This is a genomic window from Gilliamella sp. B2772 (assembly GCF_026536985.1).
Taxonomy (GTDB): Bacteria; Pseudomonadota; Gammaproteobacteria; order Enterobacterales; family Orbaceae; genus Gilliamella; species Gilliamella apicola_E.
This window is the reverse complement of the sequence record NZ_JAFNNB010000001.1, coordinates 649,454-668,506: the sequence shown is the minus strand read 5'-3', so window position 1 is coordinate 668,506 and position 19,053 is coordinate 649,454. Positions and strand designations below refer to the sequence as shown.

The following is a 19,053-nucleotide window of genomic DNA, read 5'->3' as shown; positions in this document are numbered from 1 at the left end:
ATTACTCTAAAAATAGAGTAAATTTAAAATAGTAGCAAAAATGTTAACTTTAAGTTAATTGGGATGATATTATTTAAGGAAATTTTATGAATAAATTGAATACTAAAATTCCTACCTCTGGGTATAATCAAAAAAAATGGAAAGGGCGTTATACCATTTTATTACTATTATGGTCAGGTTGGTTACTTTCGTTTCTTGATCGTATGGTAATGAATGTATCATTGCCGTTTATTGGCCATGATCTTGGTATCGATAAAACTGTACAAGGTTCAATTATTAGTGCATTTTTTATTGGTTATGCACTGTTCCAAATTCCCGGTGGTTATTTATCAGATAAATTTGGTCCGCGTAAAGTGATGGCTTTTGCCATTATTTGGTGGTCGATGTTTACGCTTTTTACCGGTCTAATTTATGTATTGCCATTAATGTTACTGACTCGCTTTATGTTTGGTGCCGGTGAAGGTTGTTTCCCTGCTTCGTCTTGGAAAACTATCGCTACTTATTTTCCTGCCAAAGAACGAGGACGAGCAACAGCAATTCAATCTTCCGTCAACACATTAGGACCAGCAATATCTGTAATCGTGGCAGTTGCCATTATTGAATGGTTAGGTTGGCGCGATGTATTTATCATCTTAAGTATTCCTGGTTTTATATTAGGCTTTTTTATCTATAAGTTTATTCGCAATAATCCATCTGAAAATAGTCTGATTGGTGCTGATGAACTGCAAGAATTAGAAATAATCAACGATAATGTCTCAGTCGAAGAGAGCTCGTCTTCGTTAATAGATGTATTGAAAATGCCAATACTCTGGAAGTTATCGCTAATTTGGTTCTTATTTGATATCACATTCTGGGGGTTCACCACATGGTTACCAAGTTATTTACTTGAGGCAAGAGGATTATCGCTCTCCAAAACCGGTATCTTAGCTGCAATCCCATTCTTATTTGGTGCGTTAGGAACTTTAGTTGGTGGTTATTTTGCTGATAAGTTCGAACAAAAATTAAAATATGTATATGGTTTAACCGCTTTTATCTCTGGGATATTTCTTTTCTTAATGTTCCAAGTCGATAATCTTGAGGCTGCTATAGTCTTCCAATGCGTATCAGCACTCTTTATGTTTATCGCATTTGCTATCTTTTGGGGAATGCTAATGCATATGATCCCGCCGGTAATCATGGGCAAAGCCTCAAGTATCGTCAACTTTGGTGGACAAGTTGCAGGCGTATTATCACCATTCATCATCGGCTTTCTTATCGACAACGCCAACGGAGGCTACAACCACGCCTTCTTATTTATGGTGATCGCGTTAATAAGCTCAGCGGTATTGACCTTTTTCATTAAAAAGATGAATATTTAGTTAATCAACATGATGAGAAATGTTGAGAAAATACTCAAACTTGGTTTGAGTATTTTTTTCTTTGATGAATGGTTTATTCTAAGAGTAATTTAATTATTAATCAGTGTATTTTTTAAATGCAAAAAAAGTTGAGGAGCGGGGTTTTTAGCCTCTATAAAAGCATTAATTAATCACCAATTAAGTTAAATATTCTGTTGAAATATTTTGCTTAAAAGTTATTATGTTTCGAATATTTATTTATAGATAGGAATCTGTATGCGTAATTCTTTTTTTTCTGTAATTTTGTCTTCTCTTTTATTATTCACATCTTCATTTAGTTTTGCCAGTGAGCAGACTTATGTGGTTGGAGCAGGGGGAACATATCGTCCTTTTGAATATGAAAATAGCGATAAGCAGTTAGAAGGCTTTGATATTGATCTTATTAAAGCGATTGCTGAAGCTCAAAATTTTAAAATCAAATTAATTAATACGCCATGGGAAGGCATTTTTGCTACTTTAGATAATGGTGAGCGAGATATTATCATTTCAGGTATTACTATAACTGAAAAGCGTAAAAACTCTGTTGATTTTTCATTACCGTATTTTCCTGCTGAACAAGTTATTGTTTCTCAAAAAACAACTGAAATTAAGTCAATTGCTGATTTAAGCAATCATACTGTTGGAGTGGTTAATGGTAGTACGGCTGATGTGGTTGTTTCTAAAGTACTCGGTAAAAATAGCACTGCAATCAAACGTTTTGATAATACGCCATTATTGCTACAAGAGCTTTATGAAGAAGGCATAAGTGCAGCTGTTGCTGATGTTGGTGTGGTTAAGTTTTATATTAAAATGCATCCCGGTAAAGATTTCAATTTAGTTTATGATAATAGTTTTGAATCGCAATATTTTGGTATTGCGGTTGCTAAAGGTAATACTGAATTACGCAATAGCATCAATGAAGGCCTGAACAAAATTGTTGCAGACGGTACTTATGCTTCAATTTATAAAAAATGGTTCGATAATAATGTTCCATCTTTACCATTAGATTCTAAAGAGTAAAGTGGAATAGTCATGGCATTTAATTGGCAAATTATTGAAGAATATACGCCCCTCTTCATCGAGGGGGCAAAATTAACCGTTCAATGTACTATTATTTGTGTCATTTTAGGGACATTATGGGGATTGACGTTAGGTATTGGGCGAACCGCATCAGCTAAATTTGGTTTTTGGAAATGGGTGCTTCACTATGGTGTACAATGGCCTGTTAAAATTTATGTTAGTGCTTTTCGTGGTACACCACTATTTGTTCAAATCATGGTAGTGCATTATGTGTTAATGCCATATTTTCTAAACCCTCGTGATGGATTATTGGTTTCCGATAATCTTATTTCAATGTCCACCGCTCGTTATTGGCGTACTGAGTATGGGGCGTTTATTTCCTGTGTTACGGCAATTACGTTAAATGCCGGTGCCTATATTTCCGAAATCTTTAGAGCAGGTATTGAATCAATCGATAAAGGACAAATGGAAGCTGCAAGGTCACTTGGAATGAGCTATGGTAGTACCATGCGTAAAGTAATTTTACCACAGGCTTTTAAACGTATGCTTCCACCTTTGGGTAATAATGCAATAGCTATTTTGAAAGATTCGTCACTCGGTGCAGCGATCGGTCTGGCAGATTTAGCTTTTGCTGCAAGAACATCTGGAGCTGCATATGGGTCTTATACTGAACCTTATATTGTGATTTCTATTGTGTATTGGGTAATGACATTCTTGCTTTCATTATTAGTAAAATATTTAGAAAAAAGGTTAGGCAAAAGTGATTCACATTAAAAATCTACAAAAACAATTTGGCGATATTCATGTGCTACGAGGTATTTCTTGTGATATTCAGGAAAAAGAGGTGATTTCTATTATTGGCCCTTCGGGCTCAGGTAAAAGCACCTTTTTACGTTGCATTAATGGATTAGAAGATATTACTTCAGGCGAGATTGAAGTTAATGGGTTTAAATTGCCAGATGCTAAAACCAATATCAATCAACTCCGTGAATCAGTTGGCATGGTTTTTCAGCGTTTTAATCTTTTTCCACATATGACGGTATTGGAAAATTTAATTTTGGCACCAATGGATGTCAAGAAGATGCCAAAAAATGATGCAATTAATAAGGCTGAAGGTTTATTAGTTAAGGTTGGTTTGATTGATAAGATTGATGCTTATCCAAATCAATTATCCGGTGGTCAACAACAACGTGTCGCGATTGCTAGATCATTGATGATGGACCCGAAAGTTATGCTTTTTGATGAACCTACTTCGGCGTTAGATCCTGAGTTAGTCGGTGAAGTTTTAGCGGTGATGAAGGCACTTGCTCAAGAGGGGATGACCATGGTGGTTGTCACGCATGAGATGGGTTTTGCTAGAGAGATGTCAACTCGTGTTATTTTTATCGATCAGGGCATCATTCAAGAACAAGGTTCACCTGAGCAAATTTTTAATAATCCTCAAAATGAAAGAACACAGCTATTTTTAAGTAAAGTATTATAATTGATCTACTTAATTGATTAAGCTATAAAAAAACCGCACTAATGAGTGCGGTTTTTTATTAAACATTAACTATCAGACTTAAGCTTTATATTTTTTCATGACAATTGAAGCGTTAGTGCCACCAAAACCAAAGCTATTTGACATTACTGTTGTTAATTCACGTTCAGTTGGCTCGGTAATAATGTTCATTCCAACTGCTTCATCAGCGAGTTCGTCGATGTTGATACTTGGTGTGATAAAGCCATGTTCAAGCATAAGTAATGAATAGATTAATTCTTGAGCACCGGTTGCACTCAATGAGTGACCTGTCATTGATTTAGTCGAAGAGATAGCTGGAATGTTATCTCCAAATACTTGTTTGATTGCCCATAATTCTTTAACGTCACCAACTGGTGTTGAAGTTCCGTGAGTGTTGATATAATCAACTGGTGCGTCAAGATCTTGAATAGCGAGTTGCATACAACGCATAGCACCTTCACCAGATGGTGCAACCATGTCATAACCATCAGATGTTGCACCGTAACCAACTAGTTCACCATAGATATGTGCACCACGTGCAAGGGCGTGTTCAAGTTCTTCAACAACGACCATTCCAGCACCGCCAGCGATAACGAAACCGTCACGGTTTTTATCATAAGCGCGTGATGCTTTTTCTGGGGCGTCGTTGTATTTGGTTGATAATGCGCCCATTGCGTCAAATTCACATGACATTTCCCAGCAAAGTTCTTCTCCACCACCAGCAAATACAATGTCTTGTTTGCCAAGTTGGATAAGTTCTGCTGCGTGGCCAATACAGTGAACTGATGTTGCACAAGCAGATGTCATTGAGTAGCTAACACCTTTAATTTTAAATGGTGTGGCTAAACATGCAGATATTGCAGATGACATTGATTTAGTTACTGCGTAAGGACCAACACCTCTTAAACCTTTTTCTTTCATGCCGGCAACGACATTATATTGAGTTTTGGTTGAGCCACCATAACCAGCGATTAGACCTGTACGAGGATTAGATACTTGTTCTGGGGTTAATTTTGCATCTTCGATTGCTTGCTGTAGAGCCAGATAACCATAAATAGATGCATCGTTCATAAAACGGACAACTTTGCGATCAATAAGCCCAGTTGTATCTAATTTTACATTACCACATACATGACTGCGCATTCCGCTATCTTTCATTTCTTGAGAGAAAGTAATACCACTTCGGCCCACTTTCAATGATTCTAAAACTTCTTTGGTATTATTCCCAATACTTGAAAGAATACCTAATCCTGTGATTACTACACGTTTCATCTAATGCTTTACTCCTAAGTTAACCAGCTTCGTATGAAAAATTGGTGTGATTATAGCGTACACTTGTAAGCTGAACAATACCCTATGATTGATTTTATTTCACAATTTTTAAATAAGATAGGGTTAGTGGAATAAGTAATCAATAATACTCCCGCTTTTTACATTTTATTTATAGTCTCTTAATAAAGTAGAGTTTATATGCAGTTTTATTGAGCAAATATTTCCTATTTTTGATCTGATAATTTACTTGCAGATGCAAGTAAAATAGCTATAATGCTGTAAATATATACAGTTATTGGTGGCAATTATGATTCAAGACAAAATGATGTCAAAGCTTGAGATATTGGCAGAATCAGCAAAATATGATATTTCGTGCGCATCAAGCGGTACCTCACGCAATAATAAAAATAAAGGAATTGGTAGTGCCTCTCGTTGTGGTATCTGTCATTCTTTTACCGCCGATGGTCGATGTGTCTCGTTATTAAAGATTATGCTAACCAATTACTGCATGTTTGATTGTGCTTACTGTATTAATCGCCAAAGTAATGATATCCCACGAGCTGGATTTACTCCAAAAGAGTTAGCCGATTTAACCATTGAATTTTACCGTCGCAATTATATCGAAGGACTTTTTTTAAGCTCTGGCATTATGCGTAGTGCTGATCACACAATGGAAAAAATGATTCGGGTAGTCAAAATTCTACGTCAAGAATACAATTTTAATGGTTATATCCATATGAAAGCTATTCCTGGCGCTAGTAATGAGCTTATCAAAGAAGCCGGTTTATTAGTAGATAGAATGAGTGTCAATCTAGAGATTCCTACTGAACGTAATTTAAAATTACTTGCACCGGATAAAGATCATCAAACGATCTATCAACCAATGCGTCATATCCAACAAAATTTGATGGAAAATATTGAAGATCGCAAAAAAATTAAGTCAACTCCAAAATTCGTACCAGCAGGACAGAGCACACAGGTTATTATTGGGGCGACAGATGAAACCGATAATCAAATATTACAACTCACCGCCAAACTTTATAAACGCCCAAGCATGAAGCGGGTTTACTATTCGGGGTTTATTCCGGTCAATAGTTATGACAAGCGATTGCCGGTGTTGCAAGAAGTTCCACGAGTTCGCGAAAATCGTTTGTACCAAGCTGATTGGTTACTTCGTTTTTATGATTTTAGCGTTGATGAGATTGTTAATGATGAACATCCTGATCTTGATTTAACTGTCGATCCAAAGTTATCTTGGGCAATTCGTAATCCGCAGTTTTTTCCGGTAGATATCAATCGTGATAGTTATCGAAAAATTTTGCGAGTTCCTGGCATTGGTGTTAAATCAGCTAAATTAATAGTGATGGCAAGGCGACATCGAAAACTTAATATTGAAGCGTTAAAACGCATAGGCGTTGTGCTTAAACGTGCGCAATTTTTTATTGTTTGCCATGAAATGAGTACCTATAAATTGCTCGAGTCATCTGCTGAATATATTCGACTGAACCTGCAAGATCCGCCATTACTTGAAGCTAAAAAAGATCCTATTCCTCAGCAGCTTGTGATGGGATGGTAAGTTATGCTAGCTTTTTATTATGACAAATCTTTCGAAGGATTGTTATGCGCGGTTTTTGATGCGTTTAAACTTAAAAAAATGCCGGAATGCTTGTTGTCGGATGATGATGTTGTACCGCTTTTGGTATCTGATTCTCACCATGTTGAATTTCGTAATAGCAAGTATGAAAGGGTATATTCGGCGCTACAAAAAAAGTTATCCAAGATTGCACTAAATCAGATCTTATTTACTTGGTTATCAGAGCTGCCTGAAAGTGATTTAATCATTTTTCGTTATATTTGCAAAGTATTTAAATCTAACTATTCAATTGAAACTGATTTTGGTGATCCAGATGTATTAGCCATTCATGATATCGCTAAAAAAGTGAATAAAGAAAAACACCATATCCAACAATTTGTTCGATTTAATGCTATCAAAAATCCAACTAGTGATGAAAAGATCTATTTTGCGGTTATTGGTCCCATTTATAATGCCTTACCATTAACCACACGATTCTTTAAAGATCGTTATGCCGACCAAAAATGGGCAATTTATGATGAAAAACGCCAGTATGGCTATTTTTATGATTTAGAAAAATTGGAGAAAATATCGCTAAACGATGATCTGATTGTCAATAACAAAATTAACCAAGATTATTTAACTGATGATGAAAAACTTTTTCAGACCATGTGGTACCGTTATTGTAATGCACTAACGATAAAAGAAAGAATTAATCCAAAATTACAACGACAAAATATGCCAAGACGATTTTGGCAACACTTACCAGAAATGCAGGAAAAATAAAAAACGCCGAACAAGCCGGCGTTTTTTATTAATGTAGGGAAAATTCTATTGGGCGTCGATATCGCCAATAATACCGTTGATACTTTCTTGACGTTGTTGCTCTTTTTTCTCATCAACTTTACCGCCTGAAGCATTAAAGTCATTACGTTGGAAGTAAGCATTACGCATAAAGTTATAAGGGTCATCACTATTTTTGAGCAGATCTTCATACTCAATAGCCACGGCACGAGCTTCAACGCCATCAACAACACCACGAACTAACGCCCATTCCCAATCTAACCAAACAAGTGGTGGGTATAAGGTGTCAACGATGTCACCACCTTCCTGACGAAGTGTCGCAGAACCATAGAAAGGTAATACAACATAAGGACCATAAGGTACATCATAGTGACCTAATGTTTGACCAAAGCTACGTTTAGAACCTTTTTGTAATTGAGGATCTGCCATTCCAGCAACATCAAATATACCCGCAACACCAAAAACGGTATTGATAAAGAACCGAGCTAAATGTTTACCAGATTCACGACCTTCGCCTTGTAGTGCGCTATTGACCACTGAAGCTGGTTCAGAAAGGTTAGACGAAAAATTAACAACCCCTTTACGCACAGGTGTTGGTACATAATCTTTCCAAACCACAGCAGCAGGGCGTAAAATATATGGATCAAGGGCATAATAGTTAACATCAAACATGGTTTTGTTAAAACCCGATAATGGATCACTATAACTGTTGGTTTCAGCTTGATAAGTGGCACAACTTGTCAGTGCTAAAACCGAGAACATCATACCTATTATTCTTTTTTTCATAATGTTATAAATTATAATTGATGAATATTCTGATTGTATCATGTTTGCTCAAAATAGAAAATTTTTCATTATTTAAATAGTAATATCATGATAAATTTATTAGAATAACCGCCCGAGATGACCTCATAGTTAAATGGATATAACGAGCCCCTCCTAAGGGCTAGTTGCAGGTTCGATTCCTGCTGGGGTCGTATTTGTTAATCATACCAAATTAATAACACGTCTTTATACAACCTTATCTGAACTGATTTTTTCATTGATAATGTATCTTAAAAACCTCTTCATTTACTCCAAATAGATAACTTTTCTGAACTGTTTGCAGTTATTTGATAATATTTTGAGATAATACATCAAAAATACCGTGATAGGACTAATTCATAGAAGGTATCAAATCAGCAAAGCTTAATGACAGATTGTATAATATGCCAAATGTCGAAAGATAAATTTCATATATTTAATTTAAATGTACTATGAATTAATAACGTCATCAGTGTATAAAAGGTTATGATCGTTGTTTTATTTGAATGAGTTTTTAATAGAATAATAGATATCACTTTCAATTGTTGGTTAGGAAGGATCTTTTATAAGTTAAAATTTATGATCATAATTATGAAATTGATCTTTTTACTTGAAGCGAAACGGATCAATTTCATCTTTGTTTAACATTTAATGTTGAGATTTGTGTTAATGGTAATGTAAGGTATTTTGAGAAATTTAGTTTTCCAAACCATTACCAACCACATGTTTCCCTTAGTGGTTTTATTGCTTCATCAAGTCCAGTTAATGTAAATGTTGTATTTACTGTTGTTTCACCGTATGGTGTGACTTGAATAAATAATTTATTTTTTCCGATTAAATCCTTAATAAAATCCTTTGTCTTTTTTGATCGGGTGCTTGGATAGAATATTGCTTTATGATCATTTGAAATATCCCATCTTCTATTCGATACCGCTTTTTCAGAGTCAATACGTGTTACAGGCGTTAAACCATTAGAACTTAAAAATGTATCAAAATCGACATATAACTCAGTTTTATTCTCTTTACATCTGATATATAAATGAGGTGTTATTAAATCATATCGCGCATTTATTGGACGATCAGCATTTAGTCTTATGGTTACAGATTTACTATCATCAACTGGTGATACACCTTCTTGGACAAACCATTTGCCCATGGCATTTTTATCTATCGAACTTTCAGTTTTTGTCTCGAATATCTTATCAGTCTTTGTATTGAGTCTGTCAGCGATTTACAGCTGTCAATTTTTTTCTCAAGTTGATCATCAGCGAGGGTTAAAAAAGGTAAAGCAATTAAGGTAAATAAAATCTTTCTCATAATAAAAATCAATAAATTAAATGCTCTTTAATAGTATTGTATTTTGGGGGAAATCAATGCTTAATTGTTGATTATCCATAGCTGATTTGGTGAATAATCGACATTTGATTACATCATGTTTATCTGCTTGGTTTCATTTTTTTATACTTATTGCAAATTATCAATGGTACAATAATTGTGCAAATTTGGAAAATTTACTATTGAGGAATAGAGATGAAAAAATTTTTACCATTATTGTTAATTTGTACTGCTTTTATAATATCATCTTGCACCGCGTATAAAGATGAAAGTTATTCTGAGCCTCTTCCTAGTGATAAAGTCGCAAAAGTAACCTTTGCTTATTCCAAAAATTTTAATAATAGTACTGCAATGATTTTTGGTATTTTTTCAATGAGTAAAACAGAAGGTAATTATCTCAATAATACAGAAACTAAAATAAAATTTGATGAAAAAACCAAGGATCGTAACTTTGGCATACCAACTCCAAATAATAGTGAAATTGCATATAATGTCTATATCCCGGCAAATAAGACTTTTAGATTTAATACTAGAATTTGGCATTATTGGTATTCAAACCTCTCTGATACATCAGGAGAAGAAAACAGATCAAGTTTATGTAGCTACGATAATATAGTATTTACACCAGTTGAAGGTGGTGAATATTTGGTTTTTCTTGATAACCTTAATAATAACTATAAAGATGCGCCAAGATGCTCTTTAACAATAAAACAATTTATTAAAAGCAAATCAGGTAATCAGTGGGTGGATGTTCAATACACATTCAAAAATACTAATGGACGTGATGTTATGACTACCTATTCAAGATAAAATTTAATTCATCTATTATCATCGAATATGCTAATAAACCACCTTAGGGTGGTTTTTTATTGTGTAAATTTCATAAATTTCGTATTAATAAGCCAAATTATTTATAGAAAAATGTATGAAAAGGATATGTATCACCATTTTATTTTTTTATCTCATCGAGTCTTTATACTAATGAAACTTATGACTAAGAGTGGATCGTTAACATAAATATTGCTCCCAGTCAAAGGAGTCTGCCGATTGAACTTTTCAAAAATCATTGGGAATCTTATTCTGTATACCAATCAATTTATAATATTAAAGGAATTGACATAAAGGATAAGAATGTTATCACTCTCGAAAGAAAAATAGATTCTATTTTAGAAAATGAGCTCAAAATAACAGGTGTTTTATCAGTAGTAAACGGTAAAGATACAGAGTTAGTACAAGAAAATGATAATTTTCATACCATTAACGAAAAATAATGGAGATGGTATGAAAAAGATTGTTTTGCTTGGATTGATAAGGTTTATTTTAACTGGTTATGATAAAGTTACTAATGAGTATTTAGTAGGTAACATGGGATCGTAATGGAGAAAAATAGCCGTTATGATAAATTCTCTCTAAACCTTTTAAGATAAGGCTTTGAATTGGTACGCCCGGGTGGACTCGAACCACTGACCCCCACCATGTCAAGGTGATGCTCTAACCAACTGAGCTACGGGCGTATATTTAGAAAACACGCAAATATTAGCGGGCAAATAGTTTTGTTTCAAGTAAAATAATTAAAAATAGCTGTTTTTTTAATCTTTTGAACTAGATTGGTGATAAAATAGGCAAAACCAATATTGAAAATTCAGATATTTGTCACATTTTTGTACTTTTTATTTTCACTAATTCATTTAACAGTTCGATATGGATTCTGTTTTTTATATTGTTTATAGGTAAATGCATGTTCTCGGTGGTTTGTTGGTGATAAATTAGCTATACTCCACAGCGTCGTTAAGTTATTACTGGTTCAGGTTGTTATGTCGTTTAAAGAGCAGATTGAAGATGTTCTACATAATATTTTTGGTTATAAGTCGTTTAGGAATCAACAAAAAGATATTATTGAATCAGTGATTGACGGGCGTGATGTTTTGGCCGTTATCCCTACCGGTGGCGGTAAGTCGCTTTGTTATCAAATTCCAGCGGTCGTATTACCAGGCACAGCTATAGTCATTTCGCCACTTATTTCGTTAATGAAAGATCAGGTCGATCAATTGTTGGTGAATGGTATTCCTGCCGCATTTTTAAATGCAACTCAATCAGGCATCGAACAACAAAATGTTATCAACCAGTATCTAAACCATTCAATTAAATTGTTGTATATTTCCCCCGAGCGCTTGACAGTATCATCTTTTGGCGCGTTACTGGATCAGCATCCTCCTTCTTTAATTGCGATCGATGAGGCGCATTGTATTTCACAATGGGGACATGACTTTAGACCTGATTATCGTCAATTAAACCAGTTATCAAAACGTTTTCCTGATGTACCAATTATCGCGCTTACAGCCACTGCCGATGAGATGACACAGAGGGATATTCTTAATCAGCTCAATTTAGTTGATCCGTTGTTTGTGGTTCGTAGTTTTGATAGGCCGAATATTCGCTATACCGTGGTAGAAAAGTTTAATCTTACTGAACAAGTTGTGTCGTTTATTGAAACGCAAAAAGGGAATAGCGGGATTATTTATTGTTCTAGCCGTTCTAAAGTTGAGGACATGACAACAAGGCTTGTGGCAAGAGGGTTTTCGGCTATCGCTTATCATGCTGGATTGTCTACAAGCGAACGGCAAAGCGCTCAGGAGAGTTTTTTAAAGGATAATACACAAATTATTGTGGCAACAGTTGCTTTTGGAATGGGGATTAATAAGCCAAATGTTCGGTTTGTTGTTCATGCAGATTGTCCGCGTTCAATTGAGGCTTATTATCAAGAAACAGGTCGTGCTGGGCGCGATGGTGTTCCTGCAGAAGCGATGCTATTGTTTAAAAGTAATGATTTAAGTTGGTATAAGCAGCAAATCATTGAAAAGTATGATAACGATCAGAAGCAAGTGGAGCTTCATAAGATTCAGGCGATGGAGTCATTTGCGCAATGTATGACGTGTCGTCGTATTGTACTGTTAAATTATTTTGGTGAACATAGAACTGAGCCTTGCAATAACTGTGATATTTGCCTTTATCCACCTAAGCAATATGATGCGTTGATTGATGCGCAAAAAGTTTTGTCTTGTGTTTATCGGGTTGAACAGCGCTATGGTGCCCAATACATAGTGGATATTTTACGTGGTTCGGGGCGTTCACAAATTAAAGATAATCGACATGATAAGCTTTCAGTTTATGGAATTGGTAAAGAGCATAACGTTGATTATTGGCTTAGTGTAATAAGGCAGTTAATTTTTTTAGGTTATTTGCGGCAAAATATTTCCAATTTTAATACTTTGCAATTGACTGAAAACGCACGGGCAATATTGAAAGGTGAGGTGCAATTAAAGTTAGCAAAACCACGATTAGAAATTGTTAAGAAGAGTCGTTTAAATCGTTATGCTCGATCAATTAATTTAACGACTATTCTATCTTATGAAGAGCGAATTTTATTTAATAATCTTAGACGATTACGCAAAGAGATTGCCGATATGGAAGATATCGCTCCTTATATTGTATTTAGTGATGCAACCTTACTTGAAATGGTGCAAACGATGCCTGAAAGTAAGACACAACTTATTAATGTGTCAGGTGTTGGTAAAATTAAATTGGAGAAATACGGCAATCTGTTTTTGGATGAGATTAATGACTTTGTAATTAAAAATATATAACGCTGTAAGTTAAAATTTAAATCAATTTATTCGTTGAAAAAAAAGTTGAGGAACGGGGTTTTTGAGCAAAAAAATCCTGTAATATGACGCTAATTATTATATGTTTTACTTAAAATTGCATTTTTATAATCTAATTTGTTTATAAATTAATTAAGGTCTATTATTAATTCGAAAAGTGGCATCTTAAAGACTAATTTGGCTCTTTATGATATGATTAGCAAAATTTAATCGTAATAAGTAATGGTGATTATGAGTTATCAAGTTTTAGCACGTAAGTGGCGACCAAAGTCGTTTTCTGAGGTAGTAGGGCAACAACATGTGTTGAAAATTTTATCTAATGCCCTTTCTCTTGGTCGGGTGCATCATGCTTATCTGTTTTCTGGTACACGAGGTGTAGGAAAGACGTCGATTGCTCGTTTGTTAGCTAAAGGCTTGAATTGTGAAAGTGGTATCACTGCAACACCTTGTGGTGTTTGTGATAATTGTCGTGAGATTGAGCAAGGTCGTTTTGTTGATTTGTTAGAAATTGATGCTGCCTCACGAACTAAAGTCGAAGATACGCGTGAAATTCTGGATAATATCCAATACTTGCCAACTAAAGGGCGTTTTAAAGTTTACTTGATCGATGAAGTGCATATGTTGTCTCGCAACAGTTTTAATGCATTATTAAAAACTTTGGAAGAACCACCTGAACATGTTAAATTTTTGTTAGCGACAACCGATCCTCAAAAATTACCTATTACTATTTTGTCTCGCTGTTTGCATTTGCATTTAAATGTGCTTGATACATCTTTAATTGGTGATCAGTTAAATCACATTTTACAATTAGAGCATATTGAAAGTGAGCCAAAAGCTATTCATTTATTAGCCAAAGCAGCCAATGGAAGTATGCGAGATGCGTTAAGTTTAACCGATCAGGCTATTGCGCTAGGTAATGGTAAAGTCGATGCCGTATCAGTTGCATCAATGCTTGGAACATTAGATAAGGCTATTCCTTTTGCGTTAGTTAATGCACTTTATCAAGGCGATGGTAATGCGTTAATGCAACAAATTGAACTGGCGGCAATGCAAGGAGCTGATTGGGATAATTTATTAGCTGAAAGCATTTCTTTGTTGCATCAAATTGCTTTATTACAAGTAGTACCTACAGCCTTAGGTGATTATGCCGATAGTGAGGAGCAATTGCGTTTTTTAGCTCAATACATTTCGCCAAATGATGTGCAATTGTTTTATCAAATTTTATTGATGGGTCGAAAAGAACTCGCGCTTGTACCTGACAAGAAAATGGGCGTGGAGATGAGCTTTTTACGCGCGTTAGCCTTTATGCCAAAAGATGTTGATTCGATTTCTCAACCGGTTTCAACCACTAATCCTTCAGCTGTAGGACACCCACCTGTCCCAAAGTCTAATCCGCCAAAAGTTGAATCAGCAACATCAGCTTCTGTGCCACCGATTCCAGTAAAGAAGGATGCAGCTAAGTCATCAGTTCAATCAACGGCACATTCACAATCATCATTAGCTGATAATAATGTTTCTCCTGTGCATCAAGCTAATAATTCGATGCCAGCCCATTCTATATCGCTTCCAGATGATGCTTCGTCTATCACTAAAAATATTTTAGAGATGCGAATGCAGTTAATGGAGGAACAAAGTTCAAAAAAGTCTGAACCGGTTGGTGCCAATCAACCATCAAGCGATTTAGTTAACTCGAGCCGTGTTAAACAGGCTACTAAGACTGAAGTTAATAGTGCAGTGGTGGATGAGGTTGTAGAGGACGACGAAGAGGAAATTACAGCAGAAAATTATCAATGGCAATCGACTGGACTGTTTGAGTCTAAGAATGAGCCGGTGATAGATGCGAAGTCAGTTAGGGAGTCACTTAAGGTTGATAAAACCCCAGAGATGACAAAAAAATTGATTGAAGAGATGGTCGAAAAAGATGCTTGGAGTGCGGAAATTGAAAAATTGGAGATTGCACCGTTAATTAAACAGATTGCAGTTAATTCGTATCCTGAAATAGTCGATGATAATAGTGTAATTTTGCATACGCGTTCGGCTGTTGAGCATTTAACTAAGTCGTCGGCAAATTGTATTAAGCTACGAACTGCGATGTCAGCTTATCGTCAAAAAACACTTAATGTAGAGGTTGTGATTGATGATAGTAAGGATATAAAAACGCCATTAGAATTACGTGAAGATTTATATCAGCAGAAGCTTGAACAAGCTAAACAAACGATACATCAAGATCCTAAAGTTGAGACGATTTGTCAATATTTTGATGCCAAGATTGATGAATCGAGTATTCGTCCTGTATAATTACAGACTAAATGTTTTTAATGAGGAATAATTATGTTTCCAGGTGGAAAAGGTGGTTTGGGCAATTTGATGAAACAAGCCCAACAAATGCAAGCAAAAATGCAGCAAGCTCAGGAAGAGATTGCTAAATTAGAGGTTACTGGAGAGTCTGGCGCGGGTATCGTTAAAGTTACTGTAAATGGTGCACATAGTTGTAAACGCGTTGATATCGATCCGTCTTTATTAACCGAAGATGATAAGGAGATGTTAGAAGATCTTATCGCTGCAGCCTATAATGATGCTACTCGCCGTTTGGAAGAAGCTCAAAAAGAGCGTATGGCTCAAGTTACTGGTGGAATGCAATTACCACCTGGTTTTAAAATGCCATTCTAATTTGAATCTTTAACTCTATTTTTCTGATATTGCTGACTTTTGTCGGCAATATTTTTGTCTACTGACTGTTTATTTATACAGTTTGTCTTTATTAATTTTCTCCTATCAGGTAAACTAACTCACAATTGTTTTTTTAATTCACATTCAATTTTGATCATAGTAATTAGGCTGATGTTGAACGAGAGTTTTCGTTTAATACTGATTGATCAACGTTGTTTAATTGACATTATTTATTAAGGATATATTGTGATAGGTCGTTTACGTGGAATCATTATTGAAAAGCAACCACCCAAAGTGTTAATTGAAGTTGGTGGTGTTGGCTATGAAGTTTTTATGCCAATGACCTGTTTTTATGAATTACCTGATAATGGTAAAGAAGTGATTGTGTTAACTCATTTTGCCGTTCGTGAAGATGCTCAAGTGCTGTATGGCTTTAATCATGAACAAGAGCGTGAATTGTTTCGTGAGTTGATTAAAGTGAATGGTGTTGGTCCCAAATTAGCGTTAGCAATTTTATCAGGAATGTCAGCAGGGCAATTTATTAGTGCAGTTGAGCAAGGTGAAATCAAGACGTTAGTTAAATTACCTGGCGTGGGCACAAAAACGGCTGAACGATTGATTGTCGAAATGAAGGATCGAGTTAAACGGTTTGGTGACGAGTTAGCTAATGTAAACGTAACTGTTGAGACTGGAAGTCTTAAAAAATCCTCAAGTCAGATTGAAGGTGAAGCCGTTTCGGCACTTATCGCTTTGGGTTATAAACCACAAGAAGCAAGTCGTATTATTAGTAAAGTCATTAAGCCAGACATGGATTGTGAAATGCTAATACGTGAAGCATTAAAGTCAGCATTATAAAGAAAATAGGGAACGATGATGATTGAAGCGGATCGTTTAATTGCGCCACAGGCTCAAAAAGAAGAAGAGTCGTTAGATCGGGCTATTCGTCCTAAATATTTGGATGAGTATATTGGTCAACCTCAAGTGCGTGAGCAGATGAAAATCTTTATTCAGGCTGCCAAGCAACGTAGTGATGCGCTTGATCATGTTTTAATTTTTGGTCCTCCAGGTCTTGGTAAAACCACTTTAGCTAATATTGTTGCTAATGAAATGAATGTTAATTTGCGCACTACCTCTGGTCCAGTGTTGGAAAAAGCAGGTGATCTGGCTGCAATGTTAACCAATCTCGAGCCTAATGATGTGCTGTTTATTGATGAAATCCATCGATTATCTCCTGTCGTTGAAGAAATATTATATCCTGCTATGGAAGATTATCAGCTCGATATTATGATTGGTGAAGGTCCAGCCGCACGTTCAATTAAAATTGATCTTCCGCCCTTTACACTTATTGGCGCCACTACTCGAGCGGGTTCGTTAACATCGCCATTACGCGATCGTTTTGGGATTGTGCAACGCCTTGAGTTTTACCGTGTTGAGGATTTGGAGTATATCGTTAGTCGTAGTGCTAAGTTTTTAGGTTTAGATCTTTCCAAAGAGGGTGCCTTTTTAATAGCTAAACGCTCACGCGGAACGCCTCGTATTGCTAATCGTTTATTGCGACGTGTGAGAGATTATGCGGATGTTAAATCCAAAGGTGTTATTGATGAGCGTATTGCGACTCAAGCTTTAGATATGTTAGATGTGGATAATGAAGGCTTTGACTATATGGATCGTAAGTTACTTCTTGCCATCATCGAAAAATTTATGGGTGGTCCAGTAGGATTAGATAATATTGCTGCAGCAATTGGCGAGGAACGTGAAACGATTGAAGATGTGTTAGAGCCATTTTTAATTCAGCAAGGTTATATCCAAAGAACACCAAGAGGACGAATTGCAACACCTCATGCTTATCGACATTTTGGTATTGTTCAAGATGATTAATTTGATTTATTTTAATTTGAATTATCCGATTTTTAATCCAACACCGCCAAATGGCGGTGTTTTGCGTTTATAGGATAATTAACCAAGTTCTTTCTCAGTGAAAATACCACTAAATAAATCAGTACTAAGGTAACGTTCACCTGAAGAGGGTAATATTACCACGATGGTTTTATTCGCATTTTCTGGTAATCGAGCCAAACGATCAGCTGCAAATACCGCAGCACCAGATGAAATTCCTGCTAAGATACCTTCTTTTTCCATTATAATGCGAGCTGTTTCGATTGCTTCTTCGTTAGATACTTTTTCGACCAAATCAATCAAACTCAAATCTAAGTTACCAGGAATAAATCCAGCTCCGATACCTTGTATTTTGTGTGGGCCAGGTTTGATAGGTTCGCCAGCAAGTGCTTGCGTAATTACAGGTGAGGTAGTTGGCTCAACTGCGACAGCTGTAATGTTTTTTCCTTGAACTTTTTTGATGTATTTTGTTACACCAGTAAAGGTTCCACCAGTTCCCACTCCTGCAACGAAAATGTCGATTTTACCATCTGTATCAAGCCAAATTTCTGGTCCTGTGGTTTTTTCGTGAATTTCTGGATTGGCGGGATTGCTAAATTGTTGGAGCATAATATTGTGTTTTGGATTACTAGCAACGATTTCTTCTGCTTTTTCAATCGCACCTTTCATTCCCTTGGCAGCTTCAGTTAATACAAGGTTTGCACCTAACGCTTTTAGAAGTTTTCGGCGTTCAATACTCATGCTTTCTGGCATGGTTAAGGTTAATTTATAACCACGAGCAGCGGCAACAGCAGCTAATGCGATACCAGTATTACCACTAGTTGGCTCTATAAGTTCGACGTCAGGGTTAAGTAAACCACGTTTTTCTGCATCCCAAATCATATTTGATGCAATTCGGCATTTGACGCTGAAACTTGGATTACGAGATTCGACTTTAGCTAATATATTACCATTCCCAAAATGTTTTAATCGAACTAGGGGAGTATGGCCGATGGTTTGTGAGTTATCATCAAATATCTTACTCATGGAAAAAGTCCTTATTAGTTTATTCTTAGATTCAAAAGTGGTGGCAAGTAATTAATTAATGTTGATGACTATATTATAGATTGAACTGAAAAGATGATACTAATTATTAATTAT

At 35.7% G+C, this 19,053-nt stretch carries 16 protein-coding genes and 2 tRNA genes; 13 read left to right on the top strand and 5 right to left on the bottom strand.

The annotated features are described in order from the left end of the window. The first annotated feature begins 86 nt into the window (after window positions 1-86). From J3T98_RS03185 to J3T98_RS03170, 4 genes are all read left to right on the top strand, one after another. On the top strand, window positions 87-1,358 hold the full coding sequence (locus J3T98_RS03185; RefSeq protein ID WP_065733979.1) for an MFS transporter: 1,272 nt from the start codon (window positions 87-89) through the stop codon (window positions 1,356-1,358). A gap of 255 nt (window positions 1,359-1,613) precedes the next feature. Then, window positions 1,614-2,396 (top strand): basic amino acid ABC transporter substrate-binding protein, encoded by a 783-nt coding sequence (locus tag J3T98_RS03180; protein ID WP_267362133.1) that lies wholly within the window; start codon window positions 1,614-1,616, stop codon window positions 2,394-2,396. Window positions 2,397-2,408: 12 nt separating this feature from the next. Beyond that, on the top strand, window positions 2,409-3,170 hold the full coding sequence (locus tag J3T98_RS03175; protein WP_065562980.1) for an amino acid ABC transporter permease: 762 nt from the start codon (window positions 2,409-2,411) through the stop codon (window positions 3,168-3,170). Next, complete coding sequence (locus J3T98_RS03170) at window positions 3,157-3,879, top strand: amino acid ABC transporter ATP-binding protein (RefSeq protein WP_267342788.1); 723 nt, start codon at window positions 3,157-3,159, stop codon at window positions 3,877-3,879. Before J3T98_RS03175 ends, J3T98_RS03170 begins: the two co-directional genes overlap by 14 nt. A gap of 78 nt (window positions 3,880-3,957) precedes the next feature. On the opposite strand, the gene fabB is transcribed toward J3T98_RS03170, so the two are convergent. Beyond that, window positions 3,958-5,169, bottom strand: a complete 1,212-nt coding sequence (gene fabB, locus J3T98_RS03165; protein ID WP_267362132.1) for a beta-ketoacyl-ACP synthase I — start codon at window positions 5,167-5,169, stop codon at window positions 3,958-3,960. 310 nt (window positions 5,170-5,479) lie between these two features. Between fabB and J3T98_RS03160 the strand changes: the two genes are divergently transcribed. Then, window positions 5,480-6,745 carry a putative DNA modification/repair radical SAM protein gene (locus J3T98_RS03160; RefSeq protein ID WP_065563055.1) on the top strand — a complete coding sequence of 422 codons (1,266 nt, stop codon included), beginning with the start codon at window positions 5,480-5,482 and terminating at the stop codon, window positions 6,743-6,745. 3 nt (window positions 6,746-6,748) lie between these two features. Further along, window positions 6,749-7,528 carry a TIGR03915 family putative DNA repair protein gene (locus J3T98_RS03155; protein ID WP_267342791.1) on the top strand — a complete coding sequence of 260 codons (780 nt, stop codon included), beginning with the start codon at window positions 6,749-6,751 and terminating at the stop codon, window positions 7,526-7,528. A 45-nt stretch (window positions 7,529-7,573) separates the two neighbouring features. Here J3T98_RS03155 and J3T98_RS03150 read toward each other — a convergent pair whose 3' ends face one another. Beyond that, window positions 7,574-8,332, bottom strand: a complete 759-nt coding sequence (locus tag J3T98_RS03150) for an MlaA family lipoprotein (RefSeq protein WP_220225972.1) — start codon at window positions 8,330-8,332, stop codon at window positions 7,574-7,576. A gap of 119 nt (window positions 8,333-8,451) precedes the next feature. Here J3T98_RS03150 and J3T98_RS03145 point away from each other — a divergent pair. Then, a tRNA-Arg gene (locus tag J3T98_RS03145) sits at window positions 8,452-8,523 on the top strand. Between the two features lie 539 nt (window positions 8,524-9,062). Here J3T98_RS03145 and J3T98_RS03140 read toward each other — a convergent pair. Continuing rightward, the gene (locus tag J3T98_RS03140) at window positions 9,063-9,506 is read right to left on the bottom strand and encodes a type VI secretion system-associated protein TagO (RefSeq protein ID WP_324123923.1); all 444 of its coding nucleotides are present in this window, start codon (window positions 9,504-9,506) and stop codon (window positions 9,063-9,065) included. A 374-nt stretch (window positions 9,507-9,880) separates the two neighbouring features. Between J3T98_RS03140 and J3T98_RS03135 the strand changes: the two genes are divergently transcribed. After that, the gene (locus tag J3T98_RS03135; protein ID WP_267362131.1) at window positions 9,881-10,495 is read left to right on the top strand and encodes a hypothetical protein; all 615 of its coding nucleotides are present in this window, start codon (window positions 9,881-9,883) and stop codon (window positions 10,493-10,495) included. Window positions 10,496-11,122: 627 nt separating this feature from the next. On the opposite strand, the gene J3T98_RS03130 is transcribed toward J3T98_RS03135, so the two are convergent. Next, window positions 11,123-11,199 (bottom strand) — tRNA-Val (locus tag J3T98_RS03130). Window positions 11,200-11,499: 300 nt separating this feature from the next. Here J3T98_RS03130 and recQ point away from each other — a divergent pair. The 5 genes from recQ (at window position 11,500) to ruvB (ending at window position 17,895) form a co-directional block, all read left to right on the top strand. Then, window positions 11,500-13,329 (top strand): DNA helicase RecQ, encoded by a 1,830-nt coding sequence (gene recQ, locus J3T98_RS03125; protein ID WP_267362130.1) that lies wholly within the window; start codon window positions 11,500-11,502, stop codon window positions 13,327-13,329. Between the two features lie 249 nt (window positions 13,330-13,578). Next, window positions 13,579-15,645 carry a DNA polymerase III subunit gamma/tau gene (gene dnaX, locus J3T98_RS03120; protein WP_267362129.1) on the top strand — a complete coding sequence of 689 codons (2,067 nt, stop codon included), beginning with the start codon at window positions 13,579-13,581 and terminating at the stop codon, window positions 15,643-15,645. Between the two features lie 33 nt (window positions 15,646-15,678). Beyond that, entirely contained in the window at window positions 15,679-16,017 is a 339-nt protein-coding gene (locus tag J3T98_RS03115; RefSeq protein WP_065563043.1) for a YbaB/EbfC family nucleoid-associated protein, read from the top strand. A 246-nt stretch (window positions 16,018-16,263) separates the two neighbouring features. Next, a complete protein-coding gene (gene ruvA / locus J3T98_RS03110) occupies window positions 16,264-16,872 on the top strand; it encodes a Holliday junction branch migration protein RuvA (RefSeq protein WP_220225976.1) in 609 nt (202 codons plus the stop codon). 18 nt (window positions 16,873-16,890) lie between these two features. Beyond that, window positions 16,891-17,895: a Holliday junction branch migration DNA helicase RuvB gene (ruvB, locus tag J3T98_RS03105; RefSeq protein WP_267331857.1), complete on the top strand. Its 1,005-nt coding sequence runs from the start codon at window positions 16,891-16,893 to the stop codon at window positions 17,893-17,895. Window positions 17,896-17,973: 78 nt separating this feature from the next. On the opposite strand, the gene cysK is transcribed toward ruvB, so the two are convergent. Next, window positions 17,974-18,939: a cysteine synthase A gene (cysK, locus tag J3T98_RS03100; RefSeq protein WP_065563046.1), complete on the bottom strand. Its 966-nt coding sequence runs from the start codon at window positions 18,937-18,939 to the stop codon at window positions 17,974-17,976. Window positions 18,940-19,053 lie beyond the last annotated feature (114 nt).

Coding starts and splice junctions, on each gene's coding strand:
- cysK (WP_065563046.1), bottom strand. CDS start 18,939: ATGAGTAAGATATTTGATGATAACTCACAAACCATCGGCCATACTCCC.
- dnaX (WP_267362129.1), top strand. CDS start 13,579: ATGAGTTATCAAGTTTTAGCACGTAAGTGGCGACCAAAGTCGTTTTCT.
- fabB (WP_267362132.1), bottom strand. CDS start 5,169: ATGAAACGTGTAGTAATCACAGGATTAGGTATTCTTTCAAGTATTGGG.
- ruvB (WP_267331857.1), top strand. CDS start 16,891: ATGATTGAAGCGGATCGTTTAATTGCGCCACAGGCTCAAAAAGAAGAA.
- J3T98_RS03155 (WP_267342791.1), top strand. CDS start 6,749: ATGCTAGCTTTTTATTATGACAAATCTTTCGAAGGATTGTTATGCGCG.
- J3T98_RS03180 (WP_267362133.1), top strand. CDS start 1,614: ATGCGTAATTCTTTTTTTTCTGTAATTTTGTCTTCTCTTTTATTATTC.
- J3T98_RS03135 (WP_267362131.1), top strand. CDS start 9,881: ATGAAAAAATTTTTACCATTATTGTTAATTTGTACTGCTTTTATAATA.
- J3T98_RS03185 (WP_065733979.1), top strand. CDS start 87: ATGAATAAATTGAATACTAAAATTCCTACCTCTGGGTATAATCAAAAA.
- J3T98_RS03150 (WP_220225972.1), bottom strand. CDS start 8,332: ATGAAAAAAAGAATAATAGGTATGATGTTCTCGGTTTTAGCACTGACA.
- J3T98_RS03175 (WP_065562980.1), top strand. CDS start 2,409: ATGGCATTTAATTGGCAAATTATTGAAGAATATACGCCCCTCTTCATC.
- recQ (WP_267362130.1), top strand. CDS start 11,500: ATGTCGTTTAAAGAGCAGATTGAAGATGTTCTACATAATATTTTTGGT.
- J3T98_RS03115 (WP_065563043.1), top strand. CDS start 15,679: ATGTTTCCAGGTGGAAAAGGTGGTTTGGGCAATTTGATGAAACAAGCC.
- J3T98_RS03140 (WP_324123923.1), bottom strand. CDS start 9,506: ATGGGCAAATGGTTTGTCCAAGAAGGTGTATCACCAGTTGATGATAGT.